General features: G+C 69.2%; 20 protein-coding genes. 13 read left to right on the top strand and 7 right to left on the bottom strand.

The genetic code is table 11. The annotated features are described in order from the left end of the window. Positions 1 to 25: 25 nt before the first annotated feature. From SCMU_RS17365 to SCMU_RS17335, 7 genes are all read left to right on the top strand, one after another. Positions 26 to 1,492: a DNA cytosine methyltransferase gene (locus SCMU_RS17365; RefSeq protein WP_229230346.1), complete on the top strand. Its 1,467-nt coding sequence runs from the start codon at positions 26 to 28 to the stop codon at positions 1,490 to 1,492. A gap of 124 nt (positions 1,493 to 1,616) precedes the next feature. Continuing rightward, positions 1,617 to 2,249 carry a GntR family transcriptional regulator gene (locus SCMU_RS17360; RefSeq protein ID WP_229230345.1) on the top strand — a complete coding sequence of 211 codons (633 nt, stop codon included), beginning with the start codon at positions 1,617 to 1,619 and terminating at the stop codon, positions 2,247 to 2,249. Between the two features lie 125 nt (positions 2,250 to 2,374). Then, the gene (locus tag SCMU_RS17355; protein ID WP_229230344.1) at positions 2,375 to 3,967 is read left to right on the top strand and encodes an IS1634 family transposase; all 1,593 of its coding nucleotides are present in this window, start codon (positions 2,375 to 2,377) and stop codon (positions 3,965 to 3,967) included. Between the two features lie 119 nt (positions 3,968 to 4,086). After that, the gene (locus SCMU_RS17350; protein WP_229230343.1) at positions 4,087 to 4,497 is read left to right on the top strand and encodes a hypothetical protein; all 411 of its coding nucleotides are present in this window, start codon (positions 4,087 to 4,089) and stop codon (positions 4,495 to 4,497) included. A 147-nt stretch (positions 4,498 to 4,644) separates the two neighbouring features. Continuing rightward, on the top strand, positions 4,645 to 6,072 hold the full coding sequence (locus tag SCMU_RS17345; RefSeq protein WP_229230342.1) for an MFS transporter: 1,428 nt from the start codon (positions 4,645 to 4,647) through the stop codon (positions 6,070 to 6,072). Between the two features lie 215 nt (positions 6,073 to 6,287). Then, positions 6,288 to 7,748, top strand: coding sequence for a purine-cytosine permease family protein (locus SCMU_RS17340; RefSeq protein ID WP_229230341.1), 1,461 nt, complete (start codon positions 6,288 to 6,290; stop codon positions 7,746 to 7,748). Positions 7,749 to 7,954: 206 nt separating this feature from the next. Then, positions 7,955 to 8,890 carry a patatin-like phospholipase family protein gene (locus SCMU_RS17335; protein ID WP_229230340.1) on the top strand — a complete coding sequence of 312 codons (936 nt, stop codon included), beginning with the start codon at positions 7,955 to 7,957 and terminating at the stop codon, positions 8,888 to 8,890. Positions 8,891 to 8,974: 84 nt separating this feature from the next. Here SCMU_RS17335 and SCMU_RS17330 read toward each other — a convergent pair whose 3' ends face one another. After that, entirely contained in the window at positions 8,975 to 10,078 is a 1,104-nt protein-coding gene (locus SCMU_RS17330; RefSeq protein WP_229230339.1) for a DUF8462 domain-containing protein, read from the bottom strand. Between the two features lie 185 nt (positions 10,079 to 10,263). Between SCMU_RS17330 and SCMU_RS17325 the strand changes: the two genes are divergently transcribed. Then, positions 10,264 to 10,443, top strand: a complete 180-nt coding sequence (locus SCMU_RS17325; RefSeq protein ID WP_229230338.1) for a DUF8730 family Cys-rich protein — start codon at positions 10,264 to 10,266, stop codon at positions 10,441 to 10,443. A gap of 70 nt (positions 10,444 to 10,513) precedes the next feature. Here SCMU_RS17325 and SCMU_RS17320 read toward each other — a convergent pair whose 3' ends face one another. From SCMU_RS17320 to SCMU_RS17310, 3 genes are all read right to left on the bottom strand, one after another. Continuing rightward, on the bottom strand, positions 10,514 to 11,047 hold the full coding sequence (locus tag SCMU_RS17320) for a hypothetical protein (protein WP_229230337.1): 534 nt from the start codon (positions 11,045 to 11,047) through the stop codon (positions 10,514 to 10,516). Positions 11,048 to 11,186: 139 nt separating this feature from the next. Next, a complete protein-coding gene (locus SCMU_RS17315) occupies positions 11,187 to 12,542 on the bottom strand; it encodes an MFS transporter (RefSeq protein WP_229230336.1) in 1,356 nt (451 codons plus the stop codon). 484 nt (positions 12,543 to 13,026) lie between these two features. Beyond that, positions 13,027 to 13,938: a ketopantoate reductase family protein gene (locus tag SCMU_RS17310; protein ID WP_229230335.1), complete on the bottom strand. Its 912-nt coding sequence runs from the start codon at positions 13,936 to 13,938 to the stop codon at positions 13,027 to 13,029. Positions 13,939 to 14,091: 153 nt separating this feature from the next. On the opposite strand from SCMU_RS17310, the gene SCMU_RS17305 reads away from it, so the two are divergent. The 5 genes from SCMU_RS17305 (at position 14,092) to SCMU_RS17285 (ending at position 19,175) form a co-directional block, all read left to right on the top strand. After that, entirely contained in the window at positions 14,092 to 14,976 is an 885-nt protein-coding gene (locus tag SCMU_RS17305; RefSeq protein ID WP_229230334.1) for a hypothetical protein, read from the top strand. A 53-nt stretch (positions 14,977 to 15,029) separates the two neighbouring features. Next, positions 15,030 to 16,676, top strand: a complete 1,647-nt coding sequence (locus SCMU_RS17300) for a serine hydrolase (RefSeq protein ID WP_229230333.1) — start codon at positions 15,030 to 15,032, stop codon at positions 16,674 to 16,676. Continuing rightward, complete coding sequence (locus tag SCMU_RS17295; protein ID WP_443020169.1) at positions 16,673 to 17,929, top strand: serine hydrolase domain-containing protein; 1,257 nt, start codon at positions 16,673 to 16,675, stop codon at positions 17,927 to 17,929. Before SCMU_RS17300 ends, SCMU_RS17295 begins: the two co-directional genes overlap by 4 nt. Before the next feature lie 114 nt (positions 17,930 to 18,043). Next, a complete protein-coding gene (locus SCMU_RS17290) occupies positions 18,044 to 18,340 on the top strand; it encodes a hypothetical protein (RefSeq protein WP_229230332.1) in 297 nt (98 codons plus the stop codon). Positions 18,341 to 18,392: 52 nt separating this feature from the next. Next, positions 18,393 to 19,175: a phosphotransferase gene (locus SCMU_RS17285; RefSeq protein WP_229230331.1), complete on the top strand. Its 783-nt coding sequence runs from the start codon at positions 18,393 to 18,395 to the stop codon at positions 19,173 to 19,175. A gap of 130 nt (positions 19,176 to 19,305) precedes the next feature. Here the strand turns inward: SCMU_RS17285 and SCMU_RS17280 are convergent, their stop codons facing one another. Genes SCMU_RS17280 through SCMU_RS17270 form a run of 3 tightly spaced genes read right to left on the bottom strand, consistent with a single transcriptional unit; the run spans position 19,306 to position 23,197 of the window. Next, positions 19,306 to 20,262, bottom strand: coding sequence for a hydroxyquinol 1,2-dioxygenase (locus SCMU_RS17280; protein WP_229230330.1), 957 nt, complete (start codon positions 20,260 to 20,262; stop codon positions 19,306 to 19,308). Positions 20,263 to 20,273: 11 nt separating this feature from the next. Beyond that, positions 20,274 to 21,365 carry a maleylacetate reductase gene (locus tag SCMU_RS17275; protein WP_229230329.1) on the bottom strand — a complete coding sequence of 364 codons (1,092 nt, stop codon included), beginning with the start codon at positions 21,363 to 21,365 and terminating at the stop codon, positions 20,274 to 20,276. Then, entirely contained in the window at positions 21,362 to 23,197 is a 1,836-nt protein-coding gene (locus SCMU_RS17270) for an FAD-dependent oxidoreductase (RefSeq protein WP_229230328.1), read from the bottom strand. The genes SCMU_RS17275 and SCMU_RS17270 overlap by 4 nt, the downstream gene beginning before the upstream one ends. Between the last annotated feature and the right edge of the window lie 20 nt (positions 23,198 to 23,217).

Here is a 23,217-nt window from a genome sequence, read left to right as displayed (position 1 = left end):
TGGTGTTCGTAGATATGTTCGAGTCATGAAGTTCGTGGATCTGTTCGCGGGCTGCGGCGGCCTTTCCCTGGGCATGGAGCGCGCTGGAGGCGAGCTAGTCGCTGCTGTCGAGAAGTCGGACATGGCCGCACGCACGTTCTTCCACAATTACGTCGGCGATGCCGCCGATCCCCGAGTGTGGGATCGCTACGTCTCCTCACCGCTTTCTGAACAGGCTTCGAGCAAGGTCATCGTTCGTCCACTCCTTGACGTGCTCGAGGATCGCGAAGTGATGTCTGTGTTCGCGGCGGCAGAGCTCGATGTTGTCGTGGGAGGGCCGCCATGCCAGGGGTTCTCGATGGCTGGGCGGCGCAACAAGGATGACATCCGCAATCGTCTCGCTTGGGAGTACCTCGATTTCGTGGCGTTCACCCAGCCCAAGGCCGTCGTGATTGAGAATGTGCTTGGAATGGGAAACAGCTTTGAGCGTGGCGAGGAGTCTTCCTTCTCCCAGCTCCGCAAAGCCCTGAGTACGAGGGGCTCTTATGGTTACAGAGTCCAGCCCGTGCAAGTCAACGCGATGCACTACGGTGCGCCTCAGCATCGTCCCCGGCTCATGCTTATCGCGCTACGCTCAGACATCGCGGACTCCCTGCGAGTCACTGTCTCGGAAGAGGTGTGGCAGTCCGCGTTTCGAGACGAGGTAGCTTCAATCCCAAACTTGGCGCCGGTGCCAACTGTGGACCGAGCCGACGTCTGGACGGTCCGCGACGCAATCGCCGACCTCACAAACTGGGACCTGATCCCCGGAAGCGACCGAAATCTCCAGTACCTTAAGGGGCTTAGCCTGTTTAGCGAGGTCGTTGATCGAAAGCTTGGGGATCTGGCGCCAAACCAGCAACGCCGCACTCACGGTGAGCGGGTCACGCGCCGGTTCTCGCTGTATAGGTGGATGCAGCAGGCTGGCGTGGATCGAACTATTCTAGGTCGGATCGCTGCGAACCCTGAAGGAGCGGTAGATATCGCCCGACCATTCCTTCAAGACGTGCGGTATCCCGTAGTCTTGAGATCGTCCGCAACCGACCGTGGGGTGGTGGTCGCGGATGAGGAACGGCTCCTCGAGATCATGCTGCAGCTGGGTACAAAGAAGCACAGCCAGAAGGCGCTTGACCCGGAGCGGCCCGCGCGGACTGTCGTCTCGCTGCCAGATGATTACGTGCATCCGGCTGAGTCTCGGACCTTTACTGTCCGAGAGATGGCTCGCTTTCAGGGCTTCCCCGACAATTTCGAATTCTTGGGCAAGGAGACCACGGGCGCACATCGTCGGCGCGTGGAAGTCCCGCAGTACACTCAGGTCGGCAATGCAGTTTCACCTTGGCAATCGTTTGCTGTGGCAAAGCGACTGAAAGAGCATCTCGATCGCTACTCCCATGCCGGTTCTGCGGTACTGGCTATTTCGGGTGACATGGCCCAGCGTGATCGTGTAGAAGCGCTCTTGACTACGTCCGCGTGACGCGGCGATACGTTCGCGTGCTTCAATAAGCTGACCACCCGCCGTCCTGCATCGCTTCCGTTCCCGGCCGGTGCCGGTACATTGAGTCCTTGGGCTCTCGAGGACGAGTGGAGGTGAGCCGCCCGTGGAATCGCTTGCGGACCTCGCCTACCGGGTGATCGCGGACCGGCTCATCATGCTGGACATCCGGCCCAACGAGTCGATCAACGAGTCGCAGCTGTCCAAGGAGATGCAGATGGGCCGCACGCCCATCCGCGAGGCCCTGCACCGGCTCGAGCACGAGCGGCTCGTGGTCACGCAGCCGCGGAAGGGATCGTTCGCCGCCCCGATCGACCTCACGGACCTCTCTGAGGTGGGCCAGGTGCGGCAGATCCTCGAGCCCGTCGGCGCGCGGCTGGCAGCGGAGAGCCTGCGGGAGGCCCAGAGGCCCGAGGTCGAGCGGTACCTGGGTCTCGTGGAGTCCATCGACGAGGCGAAGGTGGACCAGGGCGACCTCATGCGCCTAGACCTCGCCATCCACAACGTGATCTACGCCCTCACCGGCAACGGCCACCTCGAGGACACCCTGCGCCAGTACGGGCACCTCTCCACCCGGATCTGGCTCCTGGTCCTCGAGAGGCGACCGCTCGTCGTCGGCCACATCCGGGAGCTGGCCCCGATCCTCAGGGCCATCCTCGCGAAGGACCCCGAGCGCGCCGGCTCGCTCATGGATGCGCACGTGCGCAACTTCGGCCGGTACATCGCCAGTGTCGTCTGACCCGGCCGGCCTGACTCGTGCCACTCGGTTGACGGATTTTCGCTGATGGTGCTCTGACCTGCGGTTTCTTTGTTGCGGTCGGACGGTTTGGTTACTAAGAACCTGTCGAAAGGTAGCCTCAGGGGGTGGCTTCCAGGTTCGTGCGCAAGGTCAGGACGGCCTCGGGCGCGGTCGCTGTCCAGATCGTGGCCAAGGACCGGGGCCAGGTGGTCGAGGTCGATCATGTGGGTTCTGCCCATACCGATGCCGAGCTGGCGCTGCTGCTGGACCTGGCACGCGATCGGCTCCGGCCCGGCCAGGGGACGCTGGATCTCGGCCCGCTGCCCCGCGTAGAGGTGCGCACCGAGGACGTCGCTGACTGGACAGCGGCTGCCTCGTTGCCGGTAGCCGCTCCCGGCGGGCGCCCACGGCTCGTAGCCGGCGGCGGGCGCGTGGTGGCAACGGCATCGCTGGTGCTCTGGGACGTCCTGGCCCAGGCGTACTCCCGTCTGGGATTCGATGTCCTCGACGACGAGGCGTTCAGATCCCTGGTGCTCGCAAGGCTCGTTGAGCCCACCTCCAAGGCCGACACCCTCCGGGTCCTCGAAGAGATCGGGGTGAGGGCCCCCGCACTGCGCACAGTGTTCCGCTGTCTGCAGCGGTGCAGCAGGCAGGACTACCGCGACATCATCGCCAAGGCCTGCCTCGCGCACTCGGTCCGCTCTACAGGGCCTGCGGCGATGGTCATGTATGACGTGACCACCCTGCATTTCACGAACGAGGACGAGGACGAGCTGCGCCGGGTCGGGATGAGCAAGGAGCACCGCGTGGACCCGCAGGTCCAGGTCGGGCTGCTGGTGGACCCGGGCGGGTTCCCGCTGGAGGTGCACCTCTTCGACGGGCGCAAGGCCGAGACCACCACCCTCGTGCCGGTGCTGAAGGCGTTCCAGGAGAGGCATGGGGTCACGGACATGGTCGTGGTCGCCGACGCCGGGATGCTCTCGGCCGGCAACCTGAACGCGCTCGAGGACGCCGGGTTCTCCTTCATCGTCGGCTCCCGCCTGACCAAGGCCCCGTATGACCTCGCCGAGCACTTCGAAGCCCACGGGGACTGGTTCGAGGACGGGCAGATCCTCGAATCCGTCAGGACGCTGGGAACCGGGAAGGACGCGCGGGAGCGGCGGATCGTCTACCAGTACTCGTTCAAGCGGGCCAAGCGCGACCGGCGCACCATCAACCTCATGGTCGAGAAGGCCGAACGCATCGCCGCCGGCGCCACTCCCTTGAAGAAGGCGAGGTTCCTCAAGGTCACCGGCGCCGAGAAGGCCCTGGACCAGACCACCATCGAACGGGCCCGCCAGCTCGCAGGGCTCAAGGGCTACGTGACCAGCCTGCCCGAGGCAACGATGAGCGGCAGCGCGGTGATCGGCGCCTATCACGACCTCTGGGCGGTCGAGGCGTCGTTCCGCATGACCAAGTCCGACCTGAAGGCCCGGCCCGTCTTCCACCACCAGCGCGAGGCGATCGAGGCCCACCTCACCGTGGTCTTCGCGGCCCTCGCGATCGCCCGCCACCTCCAGGACGCCACCGGCGTGAGCATCAAGAAGCTCGTCCAGACGCTGCGTCCCGTCCGCTCGGCAACAATCGAGGTCAACGGCCAACGCCTCACCCTCGAGCCCAACATTCCCCCGACAGCTCAGGAAATCCTGACAACGCTTGGACTCATTGCAGGTCACTAAGGCAAGTGGCACGACTCAGGTCTGACCCGGCCGGCGCGCCCCGACCTTGACGCCCCAGCCGCACGGGCGGACGCTGGATGCTAGACGTGCTGGGGGCCCTGAGCGAGAGGCGGATTCCCATGCGCGCCCACGCGGCAGCAGGACCGGCGGCGCACCGCGCCACGATCACCATGTTCGTCCCCCACGGGCACCCCGCACACCGGGCGGGTGCGGCATCCGTGCGCGCCGCGCGGGGGCGCACTGCGCAGTGGCTCCCAGTCCGCGGCGGCCTGCCGGCGGCGCTCGCCGCGGCGGTCTGCGCGCTGACCCTCCTGACCACGGTCCTCCTCGGCGCGGTCCCGGGCGGTCCGCTCGCCTCCGCCTCGCCGGTGCTGCCGTGGCAGGCCGCCGCCCCCGCCGGCCCCATCTCCGCGACCACGGCCGGCCCGGCTGTGCCGGGTATCCTGGCGCCGGCCCCGGCAACCGTGGTGAGCCGCGCCGTCGTGCTTCCCGCCCCGCACTTCATCCGCGTGCCGTCCCGGACGCGGTAGGGGAGCGGCGCCCCGCCTCCGAGCGGGGCCTCCACGCGTCACCGATTGACACTGTGACAGAGCGCACTCTATGTTCTGATATATCAAGTGTCGTCAGGTCGTCAGCAGACGTCCGACGCGAACAGCCAGTCGCTGCAAAGGAGCACGATGGACATTCACGCCGCCATTGACGAGGCGCGATTCACCAGGTTCCATAAGAAACTCGTCGCCGCCTGCATGGGCGGCCCGATCCTCGATGGCTACATCCTCAGCATCATCGCCATCGCGCTGATCGGCATCACCGCGGACTTCCACACCACCCCGCTTGAGACGAGCCTCATCGGCGCCGCGGCGCTCGTCGGCATCTTCCTCGGCGCGGTCTTCCTCGGCCCGCTCACGGACAAGATCGGCCGCCAGCTCATGTACACGATCGACCTCTGGGTCCTCGTGGTCGGCTCCGTGCTGCAGTTCTTCGTCCAGGACTCCGTCCAGCTCGTGGTCGCCCGATTCATCATGGGCCTGGCCATCGGCGCCGACTACCCGATCGCCAACTCCCTCCTCGCCGAGTGGCTCCCGCGCAAGCGCCGCGGCCAGATGCTCGGCGTCCTGCAGGTCGGCTGGTTCATCGGCGCGGCGCTGGCCTCCGTGGTCGGCTACGTCATGTTCGAGCTCTTCGGCGGCGAGTCGTGGCGCTGGATGCTCGTCTCCTCCGCCTTCCTCGGCGTGATCGTGCTCCTCCTGCGCCTCGGCACCCCTGAGTCGCCCCGCTGGCTACTGCACCACGGCCGCGTCAAGGACGCCAAGTCCGCCCTCCGCGCCGCCCTGGCCGACCAGCTCAGCGTGGAGCACGTCGTGTTCGAGTCCGCCAAGGACGATTCCGAGCAGGGCAAGGTGGACCTCAAGATCCTGCTGCAGCCGATCTACCTCAAGCGCATCGTCTTCTGCGCCGGGTTCTACTTCTTCCAGGTCGGCCCGCTGTTCGCGATCTTCACGTTCGGGCCCACCATCCTCTCCGCGTTCGGCCTCGGCGAGGGCAATGCCTCCAACCTGGGCTCCATGGCGATCGACCTCGTCTTCCTCATCGGCTGCCTGCCCGCACTGAAGCTCATCGAGACGTGGGGCCGCCGGCCGCTAATCATCTGGTGCTTCGCCCTCATGGCGATCCCGCTGTTCGTCCTCGGTTTCGCGCCGTCCGCCCCGGTCGGCGTGGTGGTGGCCTGCTTCCTCGCCTACGGCCTGTTCTCCGGCGGCCCGAGCATCCTCGAGTGGGCCTACCCGTCCGAGCTGTTCCCCACGAGCGTCCGCGCCTCGGCGGTCGGCATCACCACCGCCGTGAGCCGCATCGGCGCAGCGATCGGCACGTTCGGCCTGCCGTTCGCCCTCGCCGGCTGGGGGATCGGCCCGACCATGATCGTGGCCGCCGTCCTCACCGCCTGCGGGTTCGTCCTCTCGCTGTTCCTCGCCGAGGAGACCAAGGGCATGTCGCTCGCCAAGGCTGGCGGCCAGGCCGCGGACGGGATTGACGCGGACGACGCCGCGTCCTCGCCTTCCGCGGGCGCCCCGGCGCCCGCTGTGGGGGCCACTCTGGCCGACTGAGGTTCCCCCAGCGAACGGCGGGCCCCGCACCGGGAAGGTGCGGGGCCCGCCGTCGTCTGCGGCTGTGCGCGTGACTACGTACTGCCGACTCGATTTCTGGTGCTCTGGCATCTGGGCGTGTGCAGTTTTGCGCGCATACTTTGGAGCGATGCGTTGCGCACGTCAGAGTGTCTCGCTCGGGAGGTGCACCGCAGGACACTCATGAGGAGAACCGCATGTCCAGCTCCACGGGTCAGCCCCAGGGAAGCCGAGGACTCGAAGTCCGCTCGATTGACTATGTGCCCCTCGATGAGCGTCATGGGAAGGTCTCCAGCATCGGCCCGCTCTGGTTCATGAGCAACGCCCAGATCGGCACGCTGGCTGTGGGACTCATCAGCATCACCACTGGCGGGAACCTCATCTGGTCGATGATCGCCATCGCGGTTGGAGTCCTCGGGGGGACCCTGTTCATGGCCGCGCACTCATCGCAAGGTCCGCACCTTGGGCTTCCCCAGATGATCCAGTCCCGCCCGCAGTTCGGCTACGTCGGCGCCCTCATGGTCTGGCTGTTCGCCTACCTGCAGTACGCGGGCTTCAACATCTTCAACACCGTCCTCGCCGGGCAGGCGATCGGGGCCTCTGTGCACGTCGGCTCCGATGACCTGTGGTTCTGGGCCGTGACCATCGTGGCGGTGGTCGTCGCGCTCTTCGGGTACGACCTCATCCATCGGGCCGAGCGGTACCTGACCTACCTCACCGTCGCGATGCTGGTGCTGCTGACGGTTGCCGCGCTCACGCATCTCGACGTGCCCGCGTCGACGTTCAACCTCGGGGACTTCCAGTCCGTGCCATTCCTCGCCCAGCTTGGCGTCGCCGCGGGCTACCAGATCTCCTGGGCGGTCTACGTTTCGGACTACTCCCGCTACCTGCCGCCCACCACGGCTGGACACACCTTCCGGTACACGTTCTGGGGCAGCTCTCTCGGCGGGATCTGGCTCATGTTCCTGGGTGCCTTCATTGGCGCTGCCGCAGGCAAGGATTTCGACACGATCCCGTCGATCGCGGCCACCGCAGACAGGCTCTTCCCGGGTTTCGGCTCGATCGCCCTGATCATCGCCGCCCTCGGCCTGGTGTCCGTGACCGCACTGAACATGTATGGCGGATCGCTGACACTCATCTCCTCGATCGACAGTATCCGCAAGATCGAGCCCACCCTGACCCTGCGCATCGTGACCATCGGCGTGACCGCCGCGATCTCCGTGGTCCTGGCCAACATCGCCTCCGCCGACTTCCTGGCCAACTTCAACGACTTCCTGCTGCTGGTCCTCTACTTCTTCATCCCCTGGACCGCGATCAACCTCACCGACTACTTCATCGTGCGCAAGGGCCACTACGCGGTCGCGGAGATCTTCAAGCCCAACGGGATCTACGGCCGATGGGGCTGGCCGGGCATCATCGCCTACCTGGTCGGCTTCGTGGTGATGATCCCGTTCTTCTCGGCCGGCACCCTCTTTGTGGGTCCGATCGCCAAGGCCATCGACGGGGCGGACCTCTCCCTGTTCATCGGGTTGCCCGTCTCAGCCGTCCTGTACTGGCTCCTCACCCGCAAGGTCGATGTGGCGGAAGAGGCCAGGCTCGCCGAGGCGGAGTACGCGGGCCTTGACGCCGCAGCGCACAAGCACACGCTGATCGAGTAGACGGAACGGGGATGCCGCGGAGGGAGAGGACCACGGTGTATCCTTCACTCTGAGTCTGTCCATGAGCGCGAACGCGCGCTCGGCCTGAGGAGGTGAGTCCGATTTTCATTCACAGTCGGGTGCTCACCCCTTCGCGCAGGAGCCTCTAGGACCTCCCTGCCGCTGGCCTCGGGCACCCGCAACGCGGATACCCTGAAGGACCAGACATGCCCAACCTTTCCTCTTCCTCCTCTCTTGCCCTCGTCCTCGGCGGTGGCGGGTCCGCCGGCAACGCGTGGCTGATCGGCATGATCGCCGGCCTCGCGGACGCCGGCCTCGATCTGGCCGAGACCGCCGACCTGGTGATCGGCACCTCGGCCGGCGCCACCGCCGCGGCGCAGGTGCGCAGCGGCGTGCCCGTGGCCGAGCTCTACGAATCGGTGCTCTCCGAACCGGCGCGTACCCCCGGGCAGGCCGGCCCGCCGCGCGGCGGCCACGCCGGGCAGCGGCCCGGTGCGCCGATGAACACCCTGATCGAGCGGATGCGGGCCATCAACTCCTCCGCCACCTCCGCGGCGGACGTCCAGCGCGCCATGGGCGCGTTCGGCCTCGAGTACGACGCCGCGCTCCCGCCCGGCGCTGCCGAGCAGCGTCGCGCCGTGGTCGCCGCCAGGCTTCCCCGGGCCGAGTGGCCGCAGAAGCCGATTCTCATCACGGTCGTGGACGCTGCCACCGGTGAGTTCGTGGCCCTGGGCCGGGAGTCCGGCGCGGATCTCGTGGATGCGGTCACCGCGAGCACCGCCATGCCCGGGCCGACCGTGCCCATCAACGGCCGCCGCTACCTCGACGGCGGCGTGCGCTCGGCCGAGAACGCCGACCTGGCCTCGGGCCACGCCCGCGTGGTGGTGCTCTCGCCGCTGGGCGGACCCCGGCCGGAGCGTCCGGGCCAGTTCGAGGGCCTGCGCAGGTTCCCGGAGACTGATCTGGCCGCGCACGTGGAGGCGCTGCGGGCGGAAGGCAGCCGGGTCGACGTGGTCTTCCCGGACGCCGAGTCCCTCGAGGCCATGGGTGCCAACCTCATGGACCTCGCGGCACGCATCCCTTCGGCGCGGGCCGGGTTCGCGCAGGGCTGGCGGGAGGCCGCCAGGCTGGCCGCGGGCTGACGCCAGCTGGCGGGCGGCGGGCTGACGCTCGCCCAGCGCGCGCCGGGTCTGCGCCTCGGAAGGTGCGGACCCGGCGTCGTGCGCTCAGCGGCCGCTGGCCGCCCCATGTGCGCGGAGGTACTCTCGCAGGCCGGGAATCGCGAAGTCCACCCGTCCGTAGCCGGCCTGCTCGACGAGTCCCGCCTCGATCAGGCGCGTGCGGTAGTTGCTGACGGTGTTGGGCCGCGAGCCGAGCCTGCGCCCGATGTCGCTCACGTCAGAGACGCCGTTGTCCTGGGCCATGGCACGGAGGAAGTCCAGGTCCTTGGCGGAGACAGGCGCCAAGGCTGCCTCTATGACCACGCGCTCGTGGCGGCGTCGGGCCGCAGCTACGGCGCGTTCAACGGCCGCGGAGTCCAGCACCTCGCCGGCCTCGGCCTGCTGCCACAGGAAGTATCCGACGAGCTGGATGAGGAAGGGGTACCCACCGGTTGCCTCTGCGGCCTCGTCCGCTTGTTCTGAGGCGAGGCGGTAGCCGCCCTGGGCGAACAGTTCAGCGTACGATCTCGCGGTCTCGGTGACGCTCACGGCATGCAGGTCAATGCGATCGGCCCGCCGCAGGAACGTGGCCACGCCCTCGTTCAGGAGGTCCGAGACGGCCGCTGGAAGCCCCGCGAACATCAAGGCGATGGGAAGGCCCGCCCGGATGAAGTGCTGGACGTCGGCCGCCAGCTGAGACAGCTCATCACGATCCGCGGCGTGGATCTCGTCCACGGTGATCAGGAGGCCGGTGCCGTTGGCATCTAGCCTGCGGAGGAGCTTCTCGCCGATCTGACGCCAGCTCACCTGCTGTTCGGGGGTGAGCTGCGTTGTGACGCCAAAGCCTGCCATCGTGACACCCGTGACCCTGCGGACGGCTCGGCCGGAGCCGAGCTCCTCATCCGCGAGCGTCATCGACGCGCCAATGCGGGCGGCGAACCCCCGGGTGGCTGTCTCGGAGATCGCGTACCATCCCGCCTCGAGCGCTGTGTCTTCTGCCAGTCCGAGGACCACGGTCTTCCCGATTCCCCGCGCACCGGTGATGATCGTGAGTAGACCCGGCGCGCCCGACCTGATCCTCAGGCCGTAGGCGAACTCTTCCAGGATGTCCCCACGGCTCAGGAGCACGGGCGGCATCGCCCCAGCAGTGGGACGGAAGGGATTGGCCACGAAGCCTCCTGTGTACGCCTGTGTATCTTGTGTGTCTTGTGTATCTTCGCAGAATCGCCGCGCCTGCCGCTAGCCCAACTCGGGAAGGAGGGGCTGTTGTGCGTCAGCGCGAGCTCCCTGATACACTCGGGGGTATACCCAGATACCCCGGGGGGTATCCAAACCGAGCATCGAGGAGATCGACCATGTGCTACCCCGCCACCTGCAAGACGTGCAAGAAGACGACCTGGTCCGGCTGCGGCCAGCACATCGACCAGGTCAAGCGCAGCGTGGCCAAGGCCGACTGGTGCAACGGCAAGCACACCCAGGCCGAGATCGACGCCGCGAAGGGCCCCAGCCTCCTCTCCCGCCTCTTCGGGCGCTGATCGCCTCCGACGCGCAGACTGCGGCGGGCCCCGCACCGGAAGGTGCGGGCCCGCCGTCGTGCGTGAGGGCTCATTCAGCTGCCGGCGGACCGTCCTCGGCCGCGACGGTGACCGCCTGGGCGCGAATCGGCTCGATCCTGCGGGCATCCGCACGCCTGCGCCGCCACCATCTCACCCATGCGAACGCGGCGGCCAACCCGGCCGCGAGGACTGCGGCTCCGGCCAGCCACCAGCCCAGTACAGGCACGGTCGAGAGCAGCACCGCGGTCAGGAGGAAGTAGGGGACCATCCTGAGGCCCTCGCTGAACCTGCGGCCCGGGAGGACGACGGCGATCGCGAACCACAGGACAGCGGCCGGCCAGATCGTCGTGACGTAGACGCACCCGATGCAGACGCTGACAGCGGAGGCGATGAGCGTCGTCGTCCACCAGTCCGCGGTGCGCCGGGGGTTCCCCTGCGCCGGGGTGGTGTTCGCGCCGACCACGGCCGCCGTGACATCCGCGGCGATGCCCGCCACCGGCCGGACGAGGAGGCGGTGGCCCAGGCGGAGGAGCCTGGGGGCCCCTCGGCGGCGCGTGCTGGGGTGAGGGGCTGTCGGGTCCACCGTGTGATGCTACCGGCCGTGGGGCGCTTCCTGGCGTTGCCTCGCGGGAGGACACAGCGAACGGCGGGCCCGCACCGGGAGGTGCGTGCCCGCCGTCGCGCGTCGGGGCTCGTGCAGCCGGATGAGGCTGCCGGCTGGGTCAGTCCTCGGCCGCGACCGTGACCGCCTGGGCGGGAATCGGCTCGATCCTGCCCATGAGGAGCAGGTACGAGGCCAGGCCCCCGATGAGGGCGATGCCGCCGATGATGAACGCGTACAGGAAGTGCCCGGTTGCGTCCACGATGAAGCCGGTGACGATCGGGGCTGCGACGCCCGCGAGGAGGTTCACACAGTTCACGATTGCCGCGAGCGATCCGGCGCTGCCCTCGGGGGCGATGAGTGCGGGCAGCGAGTTGCTCGTCACGTAGACGAGGGCGATCCCGGCGCTGCCGATGGCGATCCAGATGATCGCGGACACCGGGTTGTTGCTGAACGCCGCGCCGACCGTGAACAGCGCCACGATCATGCCAGCGACAAGCACGCCCTTGCGGACCCTGTCCGGATTCGCGCCGCGGCCGATCACCCGGTCGACCCACCAGCCGCCGATCGTCAGCTCCGAGACGAACATCGCGAGCGCCGGGACCGCGGCATAGATGCCGCTCTGCAGGATGCTCTGGTTCATGCTGGTCTGCATGTAGCCGGGCAGCCAGGTCAGCAGCATCCAGAGGACGTACCCCGCGCCGGCCAGGCCGAGCGACAGGCCCCACACCTTGCGCTGGCGCAGGAGGTAGCCGATGGTCTTCCAGTCGCTCGCCGGACGGACGTCCTCGCTGGTCGCGCCGCCCTTGATGATGTAGTCGTACTCCTCGGCCGAGAGCTTGCCCTTGGCCAGGTGGTGCTTGGGGCCCCGGTACCGCCAGAGGAAGGCACCGAGGAACACGAGGGAGAGGACCGCCTGCAGCCAGAACGCCTCGCGCCAGCCCCACGTCGCAACCGTGAAGGCGATGAGGGGAAGGCCCAGGACGTTCGCGAGGCGCGTGCCGCTGTCGAAGATCGCCGTGCAGAGCCCGCGCTCGTGCCGGGGGAACCACAGGCCGGTGGCCTTCATCGCGCCCGGGAAGGCCGGGGCCTCGGCGACGCCGAGGAATACGCGCGCCAGGATGATGACCCAGGCTCCCGAGGCGATCGCCGTCAGGACCGAGGCCACGGTCCAGAGGACCGCGCTGGCACCCCAGACCTTCTTGACCCCGAACCGGTCGAGCAGCATGCCCGAGGGGATCTGCATGATGGCGTAGGACCACAGGAAGGCCGAGGAGAGGACGCCGAACTCCGTCGCCGTGAGCCCGAACTCGTCCGTGAGCGGCTTCTGCGTGACAGAGATGGACAGGCGGTCCACGTAGTTGATGAGGATTCCGAAGCCCATGAGGAGGGCGATGCTCCAGCGCGTCTTTCCGCGCGGCCGGGCCGCCTTGACAGTGGGATCGCGATGGACGTTCTTGGATGCCTGAGACAGCAAGGGATGCTCCTGAGCAGTGGAGTTGGACTCAATGCGCGCGCCGGGAGGTGGTGCCTTCCCGACCCCGCACGTGGCAGGCCCCGACGGGGGCCGCGATGCTACAGCCGTGCTGGAGTGCTCCGTGTCAGTGTGGAATCAGGTAATTCTGAATGGCAGCCGCGGACGGCCATTCAGAATCAGCCGGCCACGGACGATCAGAGTCTGGGGAAGCAGGCAGCGTTGCCGTCGCTTCCCGGCGCGCACCGAACTCGTCTTCAGTGCGGCGCCAGCAGAGGGGTTCATCGATGTGCCATTTCTAGGTCAGTGAGGCTGCCGAGTGGGGCACCTCACACTGTGTTGGTAGATCCAGAGTAGGAGCAGGTCTTGAGTTTCACAAGAGGGAATTTTAATTCCGCATAGTGAAAGTGGCTGGATGGCGAGACGGCGGGCCCGCACCAGAAGGTGCGGGCCCGCCGTCGTGCGTCAGGTCCCAGGCCGAAGCGTGCTAGCCCCGCGTCATCGCCTGGCGGTGTGTGCGCAGCTGCAGGAGGGCCGCATCGAGGAGGGGAGTGGCCACGCCCAGCGCCCGGGCGCGGGCCGCCATGCCCCCGATGATGTGCTCGGCCTCGGCCGGGTCGCCGTGCTGGAGGTCGCGGTACAGCGACGACGTGAAGGACGAGCGGGGCTCGGTGAGCATGGCCACGCTCTGGCCGTGGCTCCTCTTGCCCACCGGGTGGCCGGCCGCGCGGGCCACGTCCTCGGTCTCGGCGATGGCCCGCAGGATGTGGCCCTCGCCGCCGGCCGCGAGGATGTCACCGATGGTGCCGCGGAACAGGCACGTGATCACGCCCGCGGACGCGATGAACGCCCACTTCTCCCACAGACGGGTTTCCACGGACTCGTCCACGTCAAGCCGGACGCCGGGGACATCGAGGGCCTCCCGTACCGCGTCCGGCACCGGGGTGCCGTGGAGTGGGCCGATGGTCATGGTGCTCAGCGGCGTCATCTGAACGACCGCGCCAGACTCATCCACGGTCGCCACGATCTTCACCAGCCCGCCCAGCACCCGGCCCGGGTAGGCCCGCTCGAGCGCGTCGAGGTGGTCCATGCCGTTGAGGAACGGCACGATCACGGTCTCCGGGCCGATCGCCGGCTCGGCCGTTGCCAGAACGCCCGCGAGGGCCGGGGCCTTGACGGCCACGATGACCAGATCGTAGCGGCTGCCGGGCTCAATCTCGGTCAGCGCCCGGACCCGATGGGTGCGGCGCCCGTCGGGAGCCTGGAGCGTGAGGCCGTCGCGGGCCAGGGCCTCGGCACGCCCGGGACGGACCAGGAAGGTGACGTCGCGGCCAGCCTCGATCAGCCGGGTTCCGAAGGCTCCGCCGGTCGCCCCGGCGCCGATGATCAGGATTCTCATAGCGTGCAGGAGTCTATCGCCGCGCACGACGCCGGGTGCCCGCCGCGGCGATCGGTGGGCACCCGCCGTCGTGGGCGCCACCTCTTTGAAGCCCGCGTCATCTGGGAAGCCGTCTTTTGACCCTCGCTACCAGCGCCCGGGACAATGAAGAGCATGCCTATCACTCCACCGGGCCTGGCCCTGGCGATGCGACTTGTCGCCGCGGGCGTCCCCGACGGACTCGCCGCCGTCCTTGCCGAGGCATGCGCCGTGCCGCCGGAGAAGCGCACCGGGGAGGCCGCGGCGTGCGTGCTGGACCAGGCCGGCGCGCTGCAGGTCGTCGAGTGGCTCGAGGCGCAGCTGGGCCAGCACACCTCCACCCGGGACGCCGTGGTCGCGATGCTCGGTGCCGGCGCGGTGCTGTTCGGCGCGGAGGAGTCCGGCCGCCTCGTCCTCAAGCACGTGCCCGCTGCGGCGGAGGCGATCGAGGAGATGTCCCGCGAGTCCGAGGACGCCGCGGCGGATGACCCGCTGGTGTCCGTGGAGGCCCGCGCCGAGCCGCTCATGCTGCGCGCGGCGCTCGAGCGCGCCGCCGCGACGGACCCGAAGTTCAACCGCGAGCTGTACATGGACGAGTCCGTCGTGCTCCCGGGATTCCTGCTCGTCCCGAGGGGCGACGAGTCCGTGGAGCTCAACGGGGCACTGGTGAGCACGCCGGGGGGCTTCGTGTTCGTGCTCACCGACAGCCTGCTCTCCGGGGCGACCGCCGGCCTGGTCCCGCGAGGCGAGCTCGAGCAGGGCTCCCTGAGCTTCCGGCTTGACCAGCTCATCGGCGCCGTGTTCTTCGCCCCCGAGGTGCTCGAGGGCCTCGACGGGTGGGAGAACGTGGACTTCGGCCCGTCCCCCGACGGCGAGCTCCACGCCCACTTCGAGGTCCGCAACCACGCGCTCATCAGCGTCTGCGTCGCCTACTCGCAGCTGCCGGCGAGCAAACAGGACCTCCTCCTGCGGCGGTTCGAGACGCTCGTGGGGCGCGTGGACACCGCCCTGCGGGGATAGAGGGGACCTAGGTCTATTCTGGGCGCCCCCCGGGCTGCCGTAGCGTGCGGTCCATGCGCACCCTCCAGAACCCGCCCGGGCGCCGGGCCATGCTCAGGGCCCTCGGGGCCGGCGCCGTGGGCCTCGCCGCGGCGCCCCTCATCTCGGCCTGCACCCCCACTCAGACCGCGAGCACGGCCTCCCCCTCGCCGTCGCTCCTCCCGGCTCCCGAAGGCCAGCCGTCGCCCCTCCTGGCCGAGCAGAAGGTCAACGATGCCGTGGGGAAGCTTGACGGGATGGTCGAGGCGGCGATGTCGAGCACCGCGGTGCCGGGTGTCGCCGTCGGCGTCGTCTACCGGGACAAGGTCGTGTACCTGAAGGGCTTCGGGGTGAGGGAGGCGGCAAAGCAGGACAAGGTGGGGCCCGATACGGTGTTCCAGGTCGCCTCGGTGTCCAAGCCCATCGCGTCGACCGTGATCGCGGCCCTCGTGGGGCGCAAGGCCATGCAGTTCGCCGACCCGCTCATCAAGCACAATCCGCGGTTCGCGCTCAGCGACCCGTACGTCACCGAGCACGCCACGTTCGAGGACCTGCTCTCCCACCGCGGCGGCCTGGCGACCGGGGCAGGAGACCTGCTCGAGGACCTCGGCTTCGACCAGGCCTACATCCTCGCCCACCTCAGCCAACAGCCTCTGGACGCCTTCCGCGCGAGCTACAACTACAGCAACTTCGGCTACACCGAGGCTGGCGTGGCCGCGGCGGCCGCGATGGGCAAGCCCTGGGAGGACGTCGCGGACGAGGTGCTGTTCACGCCGCTGAAGATGGCCTCGACCAGCTACCGCCACGCCGACTACCTCAAGGCCCCGGACCGGGCGCTCCTCCACGTCCGGGACGGCCAGAACTGGGTGGCCAAGTACAGCCGCGACCCCGACGCCGAGGCCCCCGCCGGCGGCGCGAGCTCCTCCGTGCGGGACCTCGTCGAGTGGATCCGCCTCCAGCTGGGGAACGGCACGTACGGCGGCCAGCCCGTCGTGGACTCCGCGGCGCTCGCGGCCACCCACGTGCCGCAGATCGTCTCGGGGCCGCCCTCGGGGCCGGCAGCCCGGACCCATTTCTACGGCATGGGCTGGAACGTCGGCTACGACGCCCAGTCGCGGCTCCAGCTCGGCCACTCCGGGGCCTTCAACCTCGGCGCCGCGACCTCGGTCGCCATGCTCCCCGGCGAGCAGCTCGGCATCGTGGTCCTCACGAACGGGCAGCCGGACGGCATCCCCGAGGCGATCAGCAGCGGCTTCCTCGACGTGGCCCAGAACGGTGCCCCGACCGTCGACTGGCTCCCGTTCACCCAGCGCGCCTTCCAGGGCATCCGTGACGCGGACAAGCCCACGGTCGACTACACCAAGCCGCCCGCCCAGACCTCCCCGGCCAAGCCCGCGTCCGCCTACACAGGCACCTACGCCAACCCGTACTACGGCCCGATCACGGTCGCGGACAGCGGCGGTTCCCTCGCCTTCCGCATGGGCCCCGAGGCCAGCCCCACCACGTTCCAGCTCACCCACTACACCGGCGACACCTTCACCTTCGCCTCCATTGGGGAGAACGCCAACGGCCTGGCCGGTGCGATCTTCACGGCCGACGGCGCCGGGCCCGCCTCGAGCGTCCGGCTCGACTACTACGACACCCGCGGCCTCGGAACGTTCACGCGGAAGGCGCAGCCGTGACCCGCCCGAACCGCGCGCCCCTGATCCTCGCCGCGCTCAGCGCCGTGATGCTCGCGCTCGGCGCCTGCACCCCCGCCCCCGCCGGCGGCGAGAGCACGACGGCGGCCGCGGGCCCGGCGTCGTCCGCGGATTCCGAGCTCGCGGCGAAGGTGCGCTCGATCGTCGCGGACACGATGGCCGCGGACCACCTCAACGCCGTGATCGTCCGGGTGACGATCGATGGCCGGCCGGTCATCACCGAGGCGTTCGGCGAGTCCATGCCGGGCGTTCCCGCGACCACGGACATGCACTTCCGCAACGGCGCCGTCGCGATCTCCTACATGTCCACGGCGCTGCTGCAGCTCGTCGACGAGAAGAAGGCGAGCCTCGACGACAAGCTCGCGACGTGGCTCCCCGACGTGCCGCACGCGAACGAGGTCACCCTCGGGCAGCTCGCCCAGATGACCTCCGGGTACGCGGACTACGTGCAGGACCAAGGCCTGATCGGCTCGTTCTACGACAATCCGTTCCGCACGTTCACTCCTCAGGAACTCGCCTCCATCGGTGCATCCAAGCCGCTGTTCTACGCTCCCGGGACCAATTGGGACTACGCCCACACCAACTACGTGCTGCTTGGCCTCGCCCTCGAGAAGATCACGGGCAAGCCCCTCGACGCGCTCCTGCAGGAGAAGGTGCTCGGTCCGCTCGGGCTCAAGGACACCCGTGATCCGGGCACCCCGGCCATCCCCGAGCCCGTCCTCCACGCGTACACCGCGGAACGCCGCGACCACCTCGGGATCCCGGCATCGACGCAGTTCCTCGAGGACTCCACCTTCTGGAATCCCTCGTGGACCCTCGCCAAGGGCGCCATCCAGACCACCACCATCACGGACATGGCCACGACCGCGGACGCGATCGGCTCGGGCAGGCTCCTCTCGCCGGAGTCCCACGCGCTCCAGGTCTCGACCGCGCTGCGCGGCAGGACCAGCGCCGTCGATGGGTGCCCCACGTGCTTTCCGCAGGGCGACGGGTACACGTACGGGCTCGGCGTGGTCATCAGCGGCCACTGGCTCCTGCAGAATCCGATGTTCGCCGGCTACTCCGCTGTGGAGGCCGCGCTGCCGTCGAAGAAGATCGCCATCGCCGTGGCGGCCACGTACAAGGCCGAGGCGTTCGACGCCCACGGCGAGACCTCGAACCGGGCCCAGGACCTGTTCCGCCTCATCGGGGCAGCGGCCGCACCCGACGACGCCCCACCGGTGCCGAGCCGCTGAGGTCCCGCGGCGGCCGGGCTCTGGTCAGACGGCCGACGCCGTCCGTAGGCTAGGCGGCAAGCGCTCGGCGAGCTGCCGGGCCGCCACGGACACGAGGTGAAGGGGCCTGCCACGATGACGAAGACGCACGTTCACGAGAGCCACACGGTGGCCGAGCACGAGCACGGGGACGGGTGCGGCCACGAGCCCGTCCAGCATGGGAGCCACGTCGACTACGTGCACGACGACCACCACCACTTCCTCCACGGCGACCACTACGACGAGCACGAGCACGTGGCCGAGCACAACGTCCACGACCACAGGCACGAGCCCGGCTGCGGCCACGAGGAGGTCCAGCACGGCGACCACGTGGACTACGTCCACGACGGCCACAAGCACGCCGAGCACGAGCACCACTACGACGAGCACTGAGGTCCCCCTGCCCGAGGTCCCGCTGCCGGAGGTCCCGCTGCCGGGGGGCGACGTGACCGAGGGGATCGTCCGCGTCGGGGATACCGTCCGCCGGCCCGTGGGCCCCCACTCGCCCCTCGTCCACGCCGTCCTGGCGCACCTCGAGGCCGTCGGGTTCGACGGCGCCCCGCGTTTCCTCGGCCTCGACGAGCGAGGCCGCGAGGTCCTCACCTTCATTCAAGGCGAGGTTGCCGGCCGTCCGCACCCCCCGTGGCTCGCCTCCGATGCTCGGCTCGCCTCGGTGGCACGCCTGCTCCGCGCGTACGACGACGCCGTGGCCGGCTTCGCGCCGCCGGACCACCTCCTCGAGGTGGTCGCCCCGCCCGAGCTTCCGGGCATCCCGTCCGAACCCGAGGCGCCTCCAGGGGCCAAGCGGTTCATCGGCCATCTGGACATCACGCCCGAGAACGTCGTGTTCCGCGACGGTCAGGCCGTGGCCCTCATCGACTTCGACCTCGTCCGCCCCGCGACGCGCCTCGACGAGGTCATCAACCTGTGCTTCCACTGGGCCCCGCTGTCTCCCGAGCAGGACCGCAGCGAGGCGCTCAGGGGAGTGGACGCCGTCGTGCGTACCGGGCTGGTCGCGGACGCCTACGGGCTCGACGCTGCCTCCCGCACCCTCTTCGTCCCGACGGCGGTCCGGCGGACGGAGCGGTCCTGGCACCTCATGCGCCACCGCGCCCAGACGCTGGGAGGCGGCTGGGCGCGGATGTGGGAGGACGGGGTGGGGGAGAAGATCCAGCGCCGGCTCGTCTGGCTCGAGGCCGAGGGGGGCCGGGTCAGCGCCGCCCTCTAGCGTGAGGGGTCACTTCCGACCGTTGAGGGGTCTCTGGCGGGTGGTTGCGGGGTCTCTGGCGGGTGGCTTCGGGGTCTTTGACAAGCCATAGACCCCACAACGGTGCGCCAGAGACCCCACAACGGGTGGGCTATGCGTCGGCGGGGGCGAGGACGATGTTGAAGGTGGTGCGCGCCCAGCCCGTGTCGAGGGTGCGGCCGTCGGGTGTGGGGGTTCCGGCGGGCTGGTGGTGGAAGTCCTTGATGAGGGAGTCCTTGACGCCGAACACCGAATCACCGATCTCGATCTGCGGATCGCCGTTGACGAAGATGTGCGTCACGAGGGTGCGCTGGCCCGGGGCGGTCACCATGAAGTGCAGGTGGGACGCGCGCACCGGGGACCGCCCGGTGGCGGCGAGCATCTTGCCCACGGGGCCGTCGTGGGGAATGGGGTACGGGGTGGGGGTGAGTCCCCAGAAGGCGTACTTCCCCTCGGAGTCCGAGAAGAGATGCGCCCGCCCTGCCACGCGTCCATCGGTGTACTGGACGTCGTAGAATCCCTCGTCGTCGGCCTCCCAGACCTCGATCCTGGCGCCGGGGACGGGGTTGCCGTCGGTGTCGGTGACGGTGCCCTCGACCCAGCACGGCTGCCCGTGCGCACCGCCGGCGATGTCCCCGCCGCTCGGGATCTCGGGGGCGTCGTTGACGAAGAACGGCCCGAAGACGGTCGCCTCGGTGGCCGGGTGGGCAGCGCCGGGCACGGCCTCGTTGTTCACCGCGATGGTCTGCATGGAGGCGCCGAGGACGTCGGAGAGCAGGATGAACTCCTGACGCCGGTCGTCGGTGATGTGGCCGGCGGCGGTGAGGAACTCGATGCCGGTGTTCCACTCGTCCTCGGTGAGGCGTACCTCGCGGATGAACGCGTGGAGGTGGCGGGTGAGCGCCTCCATGAGGTACCTCAGGCGGGGGTCCGGGGCGCCGGCGAAGGACGCGACGACCTGGTCGGTGAGGGCCTGCTCGATCGCGGCCTGCTCCGGGGAGACCGGCGGGGCGGGCGACGGCGCGTGGCCGGGCTCGGTGCCGGGGGCGGCGGTGGGGTTCGTGGTCATGTCTGGTCCTCTCAGTCGAGCTCGTCGGTGAGGGTCTTGGGGTCTTCGCCGGTCAGGGCCGCGCGCAGCAGGGCGGTGAGGTTCTTCTCCGTCACGGGGCGGGGGTTGTTCGCGGGGATCGCGGGCAGGGCGACGGCCACGGCCTCGGCGATCCCGGCCTCGCTGAAGCCGAGGTCGGCCAGGGCGCGGGGTGCGTCGAGCCGCTCCCGCAGGGCCTGGAGGCCCTCAAGCGCATCGGCGGTGCCGAACGCGGCGGCGATCCGCCCGGCGGCTTCGGGCGCGTACGGGGCATTGAACGCGAGCACATACGGCAGCACGGTCGCGTGGGTCTGGGCGTGGGGGAGGTTGAACGTCCCGCCCAGGACATGGCAGATCTTGTGGTGCATCCCGGATCCGGCCGAGGCGAACGAGACCGCGGCCAGGTACGCCCCGTAGAGCGCTTGCTCCCGCCCCGGGGCGCCCTCGGCCCCGGTCGGATCGGCTACGATCGCCGGGAGCCCGTTGGCGAGGGCGCGGATGCCCTCGGCGGCCATGGCGGCGTTGATCGGGTCCGCCCGGGGACCCCAGAGCGAGTCCACGCAGTGCGCCATCCCGTTCAGCCCTGACGCCACCGAGAGGGGGACGGGCAGCGTGAGGGTCAGCGCGGCGTCGTACACCACGGTGGCGGGCAGGACGCGCTCGTCCACTCCGGTGGTCTTGCGGGCGCCCTCGGTCAGGCCCCACACGTTGGTCGCCTCCGAGCCCGCGTAGGTGGTCGGGACCGCCACGATCGGGATCCCGGACGTAAGGGCCACGGCCTTGGCCAGGCCCGTCGTGGAGCCCCCGCCCACGGAGACGATGAGGTCGATCCCCGCCTCTGCCGCGGCGGCCCGGGCACGCTCGGCGACCTCGACCGGCACATGCATGACCACCTCGTCGTGCCACAGCGCCACCTCGATCCCCGACGCGACGTCCCTGGCCATCGGCAGCTCGGACTCGGAGGCGATCACCATCACCCGCTCCGAGCCGAGACGGGCCACCTCCGCGGCCAGGTTCACGGCGGCCTTCCCCGACCCGAACAGCACCCGCTGCCCGAGGGTCACGTGGTCAAAGGTCAGGCTCATGCGATTGCTCCGTTTTCTGCTGGTGCGGCGTCCGCCGGTGCGGCGGGTCCGAGGATCTGTTCCATGGCGGCGCGCAGCGCCGCTTCCGGGTCGGTCGGCAGTGTCTGCGAGCGCCAGCCCACGTGCTTGTCGGGGCGGACCAGGACGGCGCCGTCCTCCGCGACGCCGCGCAGCCGCTCCCAGTCGAAGTACAGGTCGGTGACCTCGCGTCCGGGACCGATCACGACGGCGTCGACCCTCACCCCGAGCTGGTCCGAGACCTTCTGCGCAGCGGTAGTCCAGTCCTCGCCCGTGACGCCGGTGAACAACGTGAACTGGCCGTACGGGGCAAGATCGTGCGTGGAGACCTTGTTGACCCAGTCGCCGACCCACGCGTGCGGGAGGCGGACGCCGGGATCGGTGGAGGGCTCGTAGTACAGCTCCGGGTCGCGGGTCGGCGCGGGGCGCTCGGTGCCGTCGCCGGCGATGGCCGCGGAGCGGTAGTACTGGCCGAGCTCCACGCCGTGCGCGTTGAACTCGTAGTTCTTCAGCTCCATCGCCTCCCGGACGGCGGCGCGCTTGGCCGCACCCTCCGGCGTCGCGTCCTTGCGGGACTCGATCGCCGCGCGCATCTCCTCCTCCGTCTCGGCCTCCGTGAGGCCGAGCGCCTCGAAGAGCTTCACGAACTCGCGCCCCGACTGGTTCGCGCGGGTCACGATCTGCCGGGCCACCGGCGCCCGCTCGGCGGTGTACGTGTCCAGGAGGCTCGGATCGGCCTGGCCCTTGAGCACGGCCGCGATCTTCCACGCAAGGTTGTACGAGTCCTGGATGGACGTGTTCGAGCCGAGCCCGTTGCTCGGCGGATGCTTGTGGACGGCGTCTCCGGCGCAGAAGACGCGGCCCTTCTGCAGGGCCGTGGCGAACTGCTCGTTGTTGCCCCACAGGGAGATGCCGGTGATCTCGGCGTCGAGATCCGGCACGCCGATGAGGTTCCGCACCACCTGCAGCGCGTCCTCCTCGGTCACCTCGGGCGTGCCCTGGGTGATGTCGAAGCCCCAGACGATGAGCCACTCGTTCCACGGCCGCACCATGCGCACGAGGCCGGCGCCGATTCCGCCGATGTTCGAGCCCGGCTGCACCACCCAGTACAGGACCGAGGGGCGGTGCCCCACGAGCTTGGCCAGGTCCGCCTTGAACGTGATGTTCATGGATCCGGCGATGTCCATCTGCCCCTCGTACGGAAGCACGACGTCGGCCGCGACCTTCGAGCGGGCGCCGTCCGCGCCGATGAGGTACTTGGCGCGGATCGTGTACTCGGTCCCGGTGAGCCGGTTGAGCACGCGCACGTTCACGCCGTCGGCGTCCTGCTCGTGGGAGATGTACTCGGTGGAGAACTGCGTCTGAGTGCCGCGCATCGTCGCGTTCTTGACGAGGATCGGCTCGAGGTAGGTCTGCGGGATGTCGCAGTTGAGCGACGGCGAGGCGAGCTCGTAGTCGGCATGCCGGGCGGGGTGCGTGCCCCACGTGAGGATGCGGCCGATCTCGTCCCCGGCGATCGAGGTGCAGAACACCGTGTCGCCGATCATGTGGTGCGGAGTGGCCTCCGCGAGGACCTGCTCCTCGATGCCGAGGTCGCGGAAGATCTCCATGGTCCGCTGGTTGGTGATGTGGGCCCGCGGGGTGTTCGCCGTCCAGCGGTACTTGGTGATCATGATGTTCGCGATCCCGAGCGAGGACAGGAACAGGGCCGCGGACGATCCCGCGGGGCCGGAGCCGACGATCAGTACGTCGGTCTCGACAACATTGGTCTCTGGCGTCGCGGTCTCCGCCACGCCGTCGTTGAAGACAACCATGATGCTCCTTGCGTTCGAGC

Origin of the sequence: Sinomonas cyclohexanicum (assembly GCF_020886775.1) — a bacterium.
GTDB classification, from domain to species: Bacteria; Actinomycetota; Actinomycetes; order Actinomycetales; family Micrococcaceae; genus Sinomonas; species Sinomonas cyclohexanicum.
This window is presented reverse-complemented; position numbering and strand designations above follow the sequence as displayed.

What these genes read in the sequence shown, in the direction of transcription:
- SCMU_RS17365 (WP_229230346.1), top strand. Translation starts at nt 26, where the DNA reads ATGAAGTTCGTGGATCTGTTCGCGGGCTGCGGCGGCCTTTCCCTGGGC.
- SCMU_RS17350 (WP_229230343.1), top strand. Translation starts at nt 4,087, where the DNA reads ATGCGCGCCCACGCGGCAGCAGGACCGGCGGCGCACCGCGCCACGATC.
- SCMU_RS17345 (WP_229230342.1), top strand. Translation starts at nt 4,645, where the DNA reads ATGGACATTCACGCCGCCATTGACGAGGCGCGATTCACCAGGTTCCAT.
- SCMU_RS17340 (WP_229230341.1), top strand. Translation starts at nt 6,288, where the DNA reads ATGTCCAGCTCCACGGGTCAGCCCCAGGGAAGCCGAGGACTCGAAGTC.
- SCMU_RS17335 (WP_229230340.1), top strand. Translation starts at nt 7,955, where the DNA reads ATGCCCAACCTTTCCTCTTCCTCCTCTCTTGCCCTCGTCCTCGGCGGT.
- SCMU_RS17325 (WP_229230338.1), top strand. Translation starts at nt 10,264, where the DNA reads ATGTGCTACCCCGCCACCTGCAAGACGTGCAAGAAGACGACCTGGTCC.
- SCMU_RS17310 (WP_229230335.1), bottom strand. Translation starts at nt 13,938, where the DNA reads ATGAGAATCCTGATCATCGGCGCCGGGGCGACCGGCGGAGCCTTCGGA.
- SCMU_RS17305 (WP_229230334.1), top strand. Translation starts at nt 14,092, where the DNA reads ATGCCTATCACTCCACCGGGCCTGGCCCTGGCGATGCGACTTGTCGCC.
- SCMU_RS17300 (WP_229230333.1), top strand. Translation starts at nt 15,030, where the DNA reads ATGCGCACCCTCCAGAACCCGCCCGGGCGCCGGGCCATGCTCAGGGCC.
- SCMU_RS17290 (WP_229230332.1), top strand. Translation starts at nt 18,044, where the DNA reads ATGACGAAGACGCACGTTCACGAGAGCCACACGGTGGCCGAGCACGAG.
- SCMU_RS17280 (WP_229230330.1), bottom strand. Translation starts at nt 20,262, where the DNA reads ATGACCACGAACCCCACCGCCGCCCCCGGCACCGAGCCCGGCCACGCG.
- SCMU_RS17275 (WP_229230329.1), bottom strand. Translation starts at nt 21,365, where the DNA reads ATGAGCCTGACCTTTGACCACGTGACCCTCGGGCAGCGGGTGCTGTTC.
- SCMU_RS17270 (WP_229230328.1), bottom strand. Translation starts at nt 23,197, where the DNA reads ATGGTTGTCTTCAACGACGGCGTGGCGGAGACCGCGACGCCAGAGACC.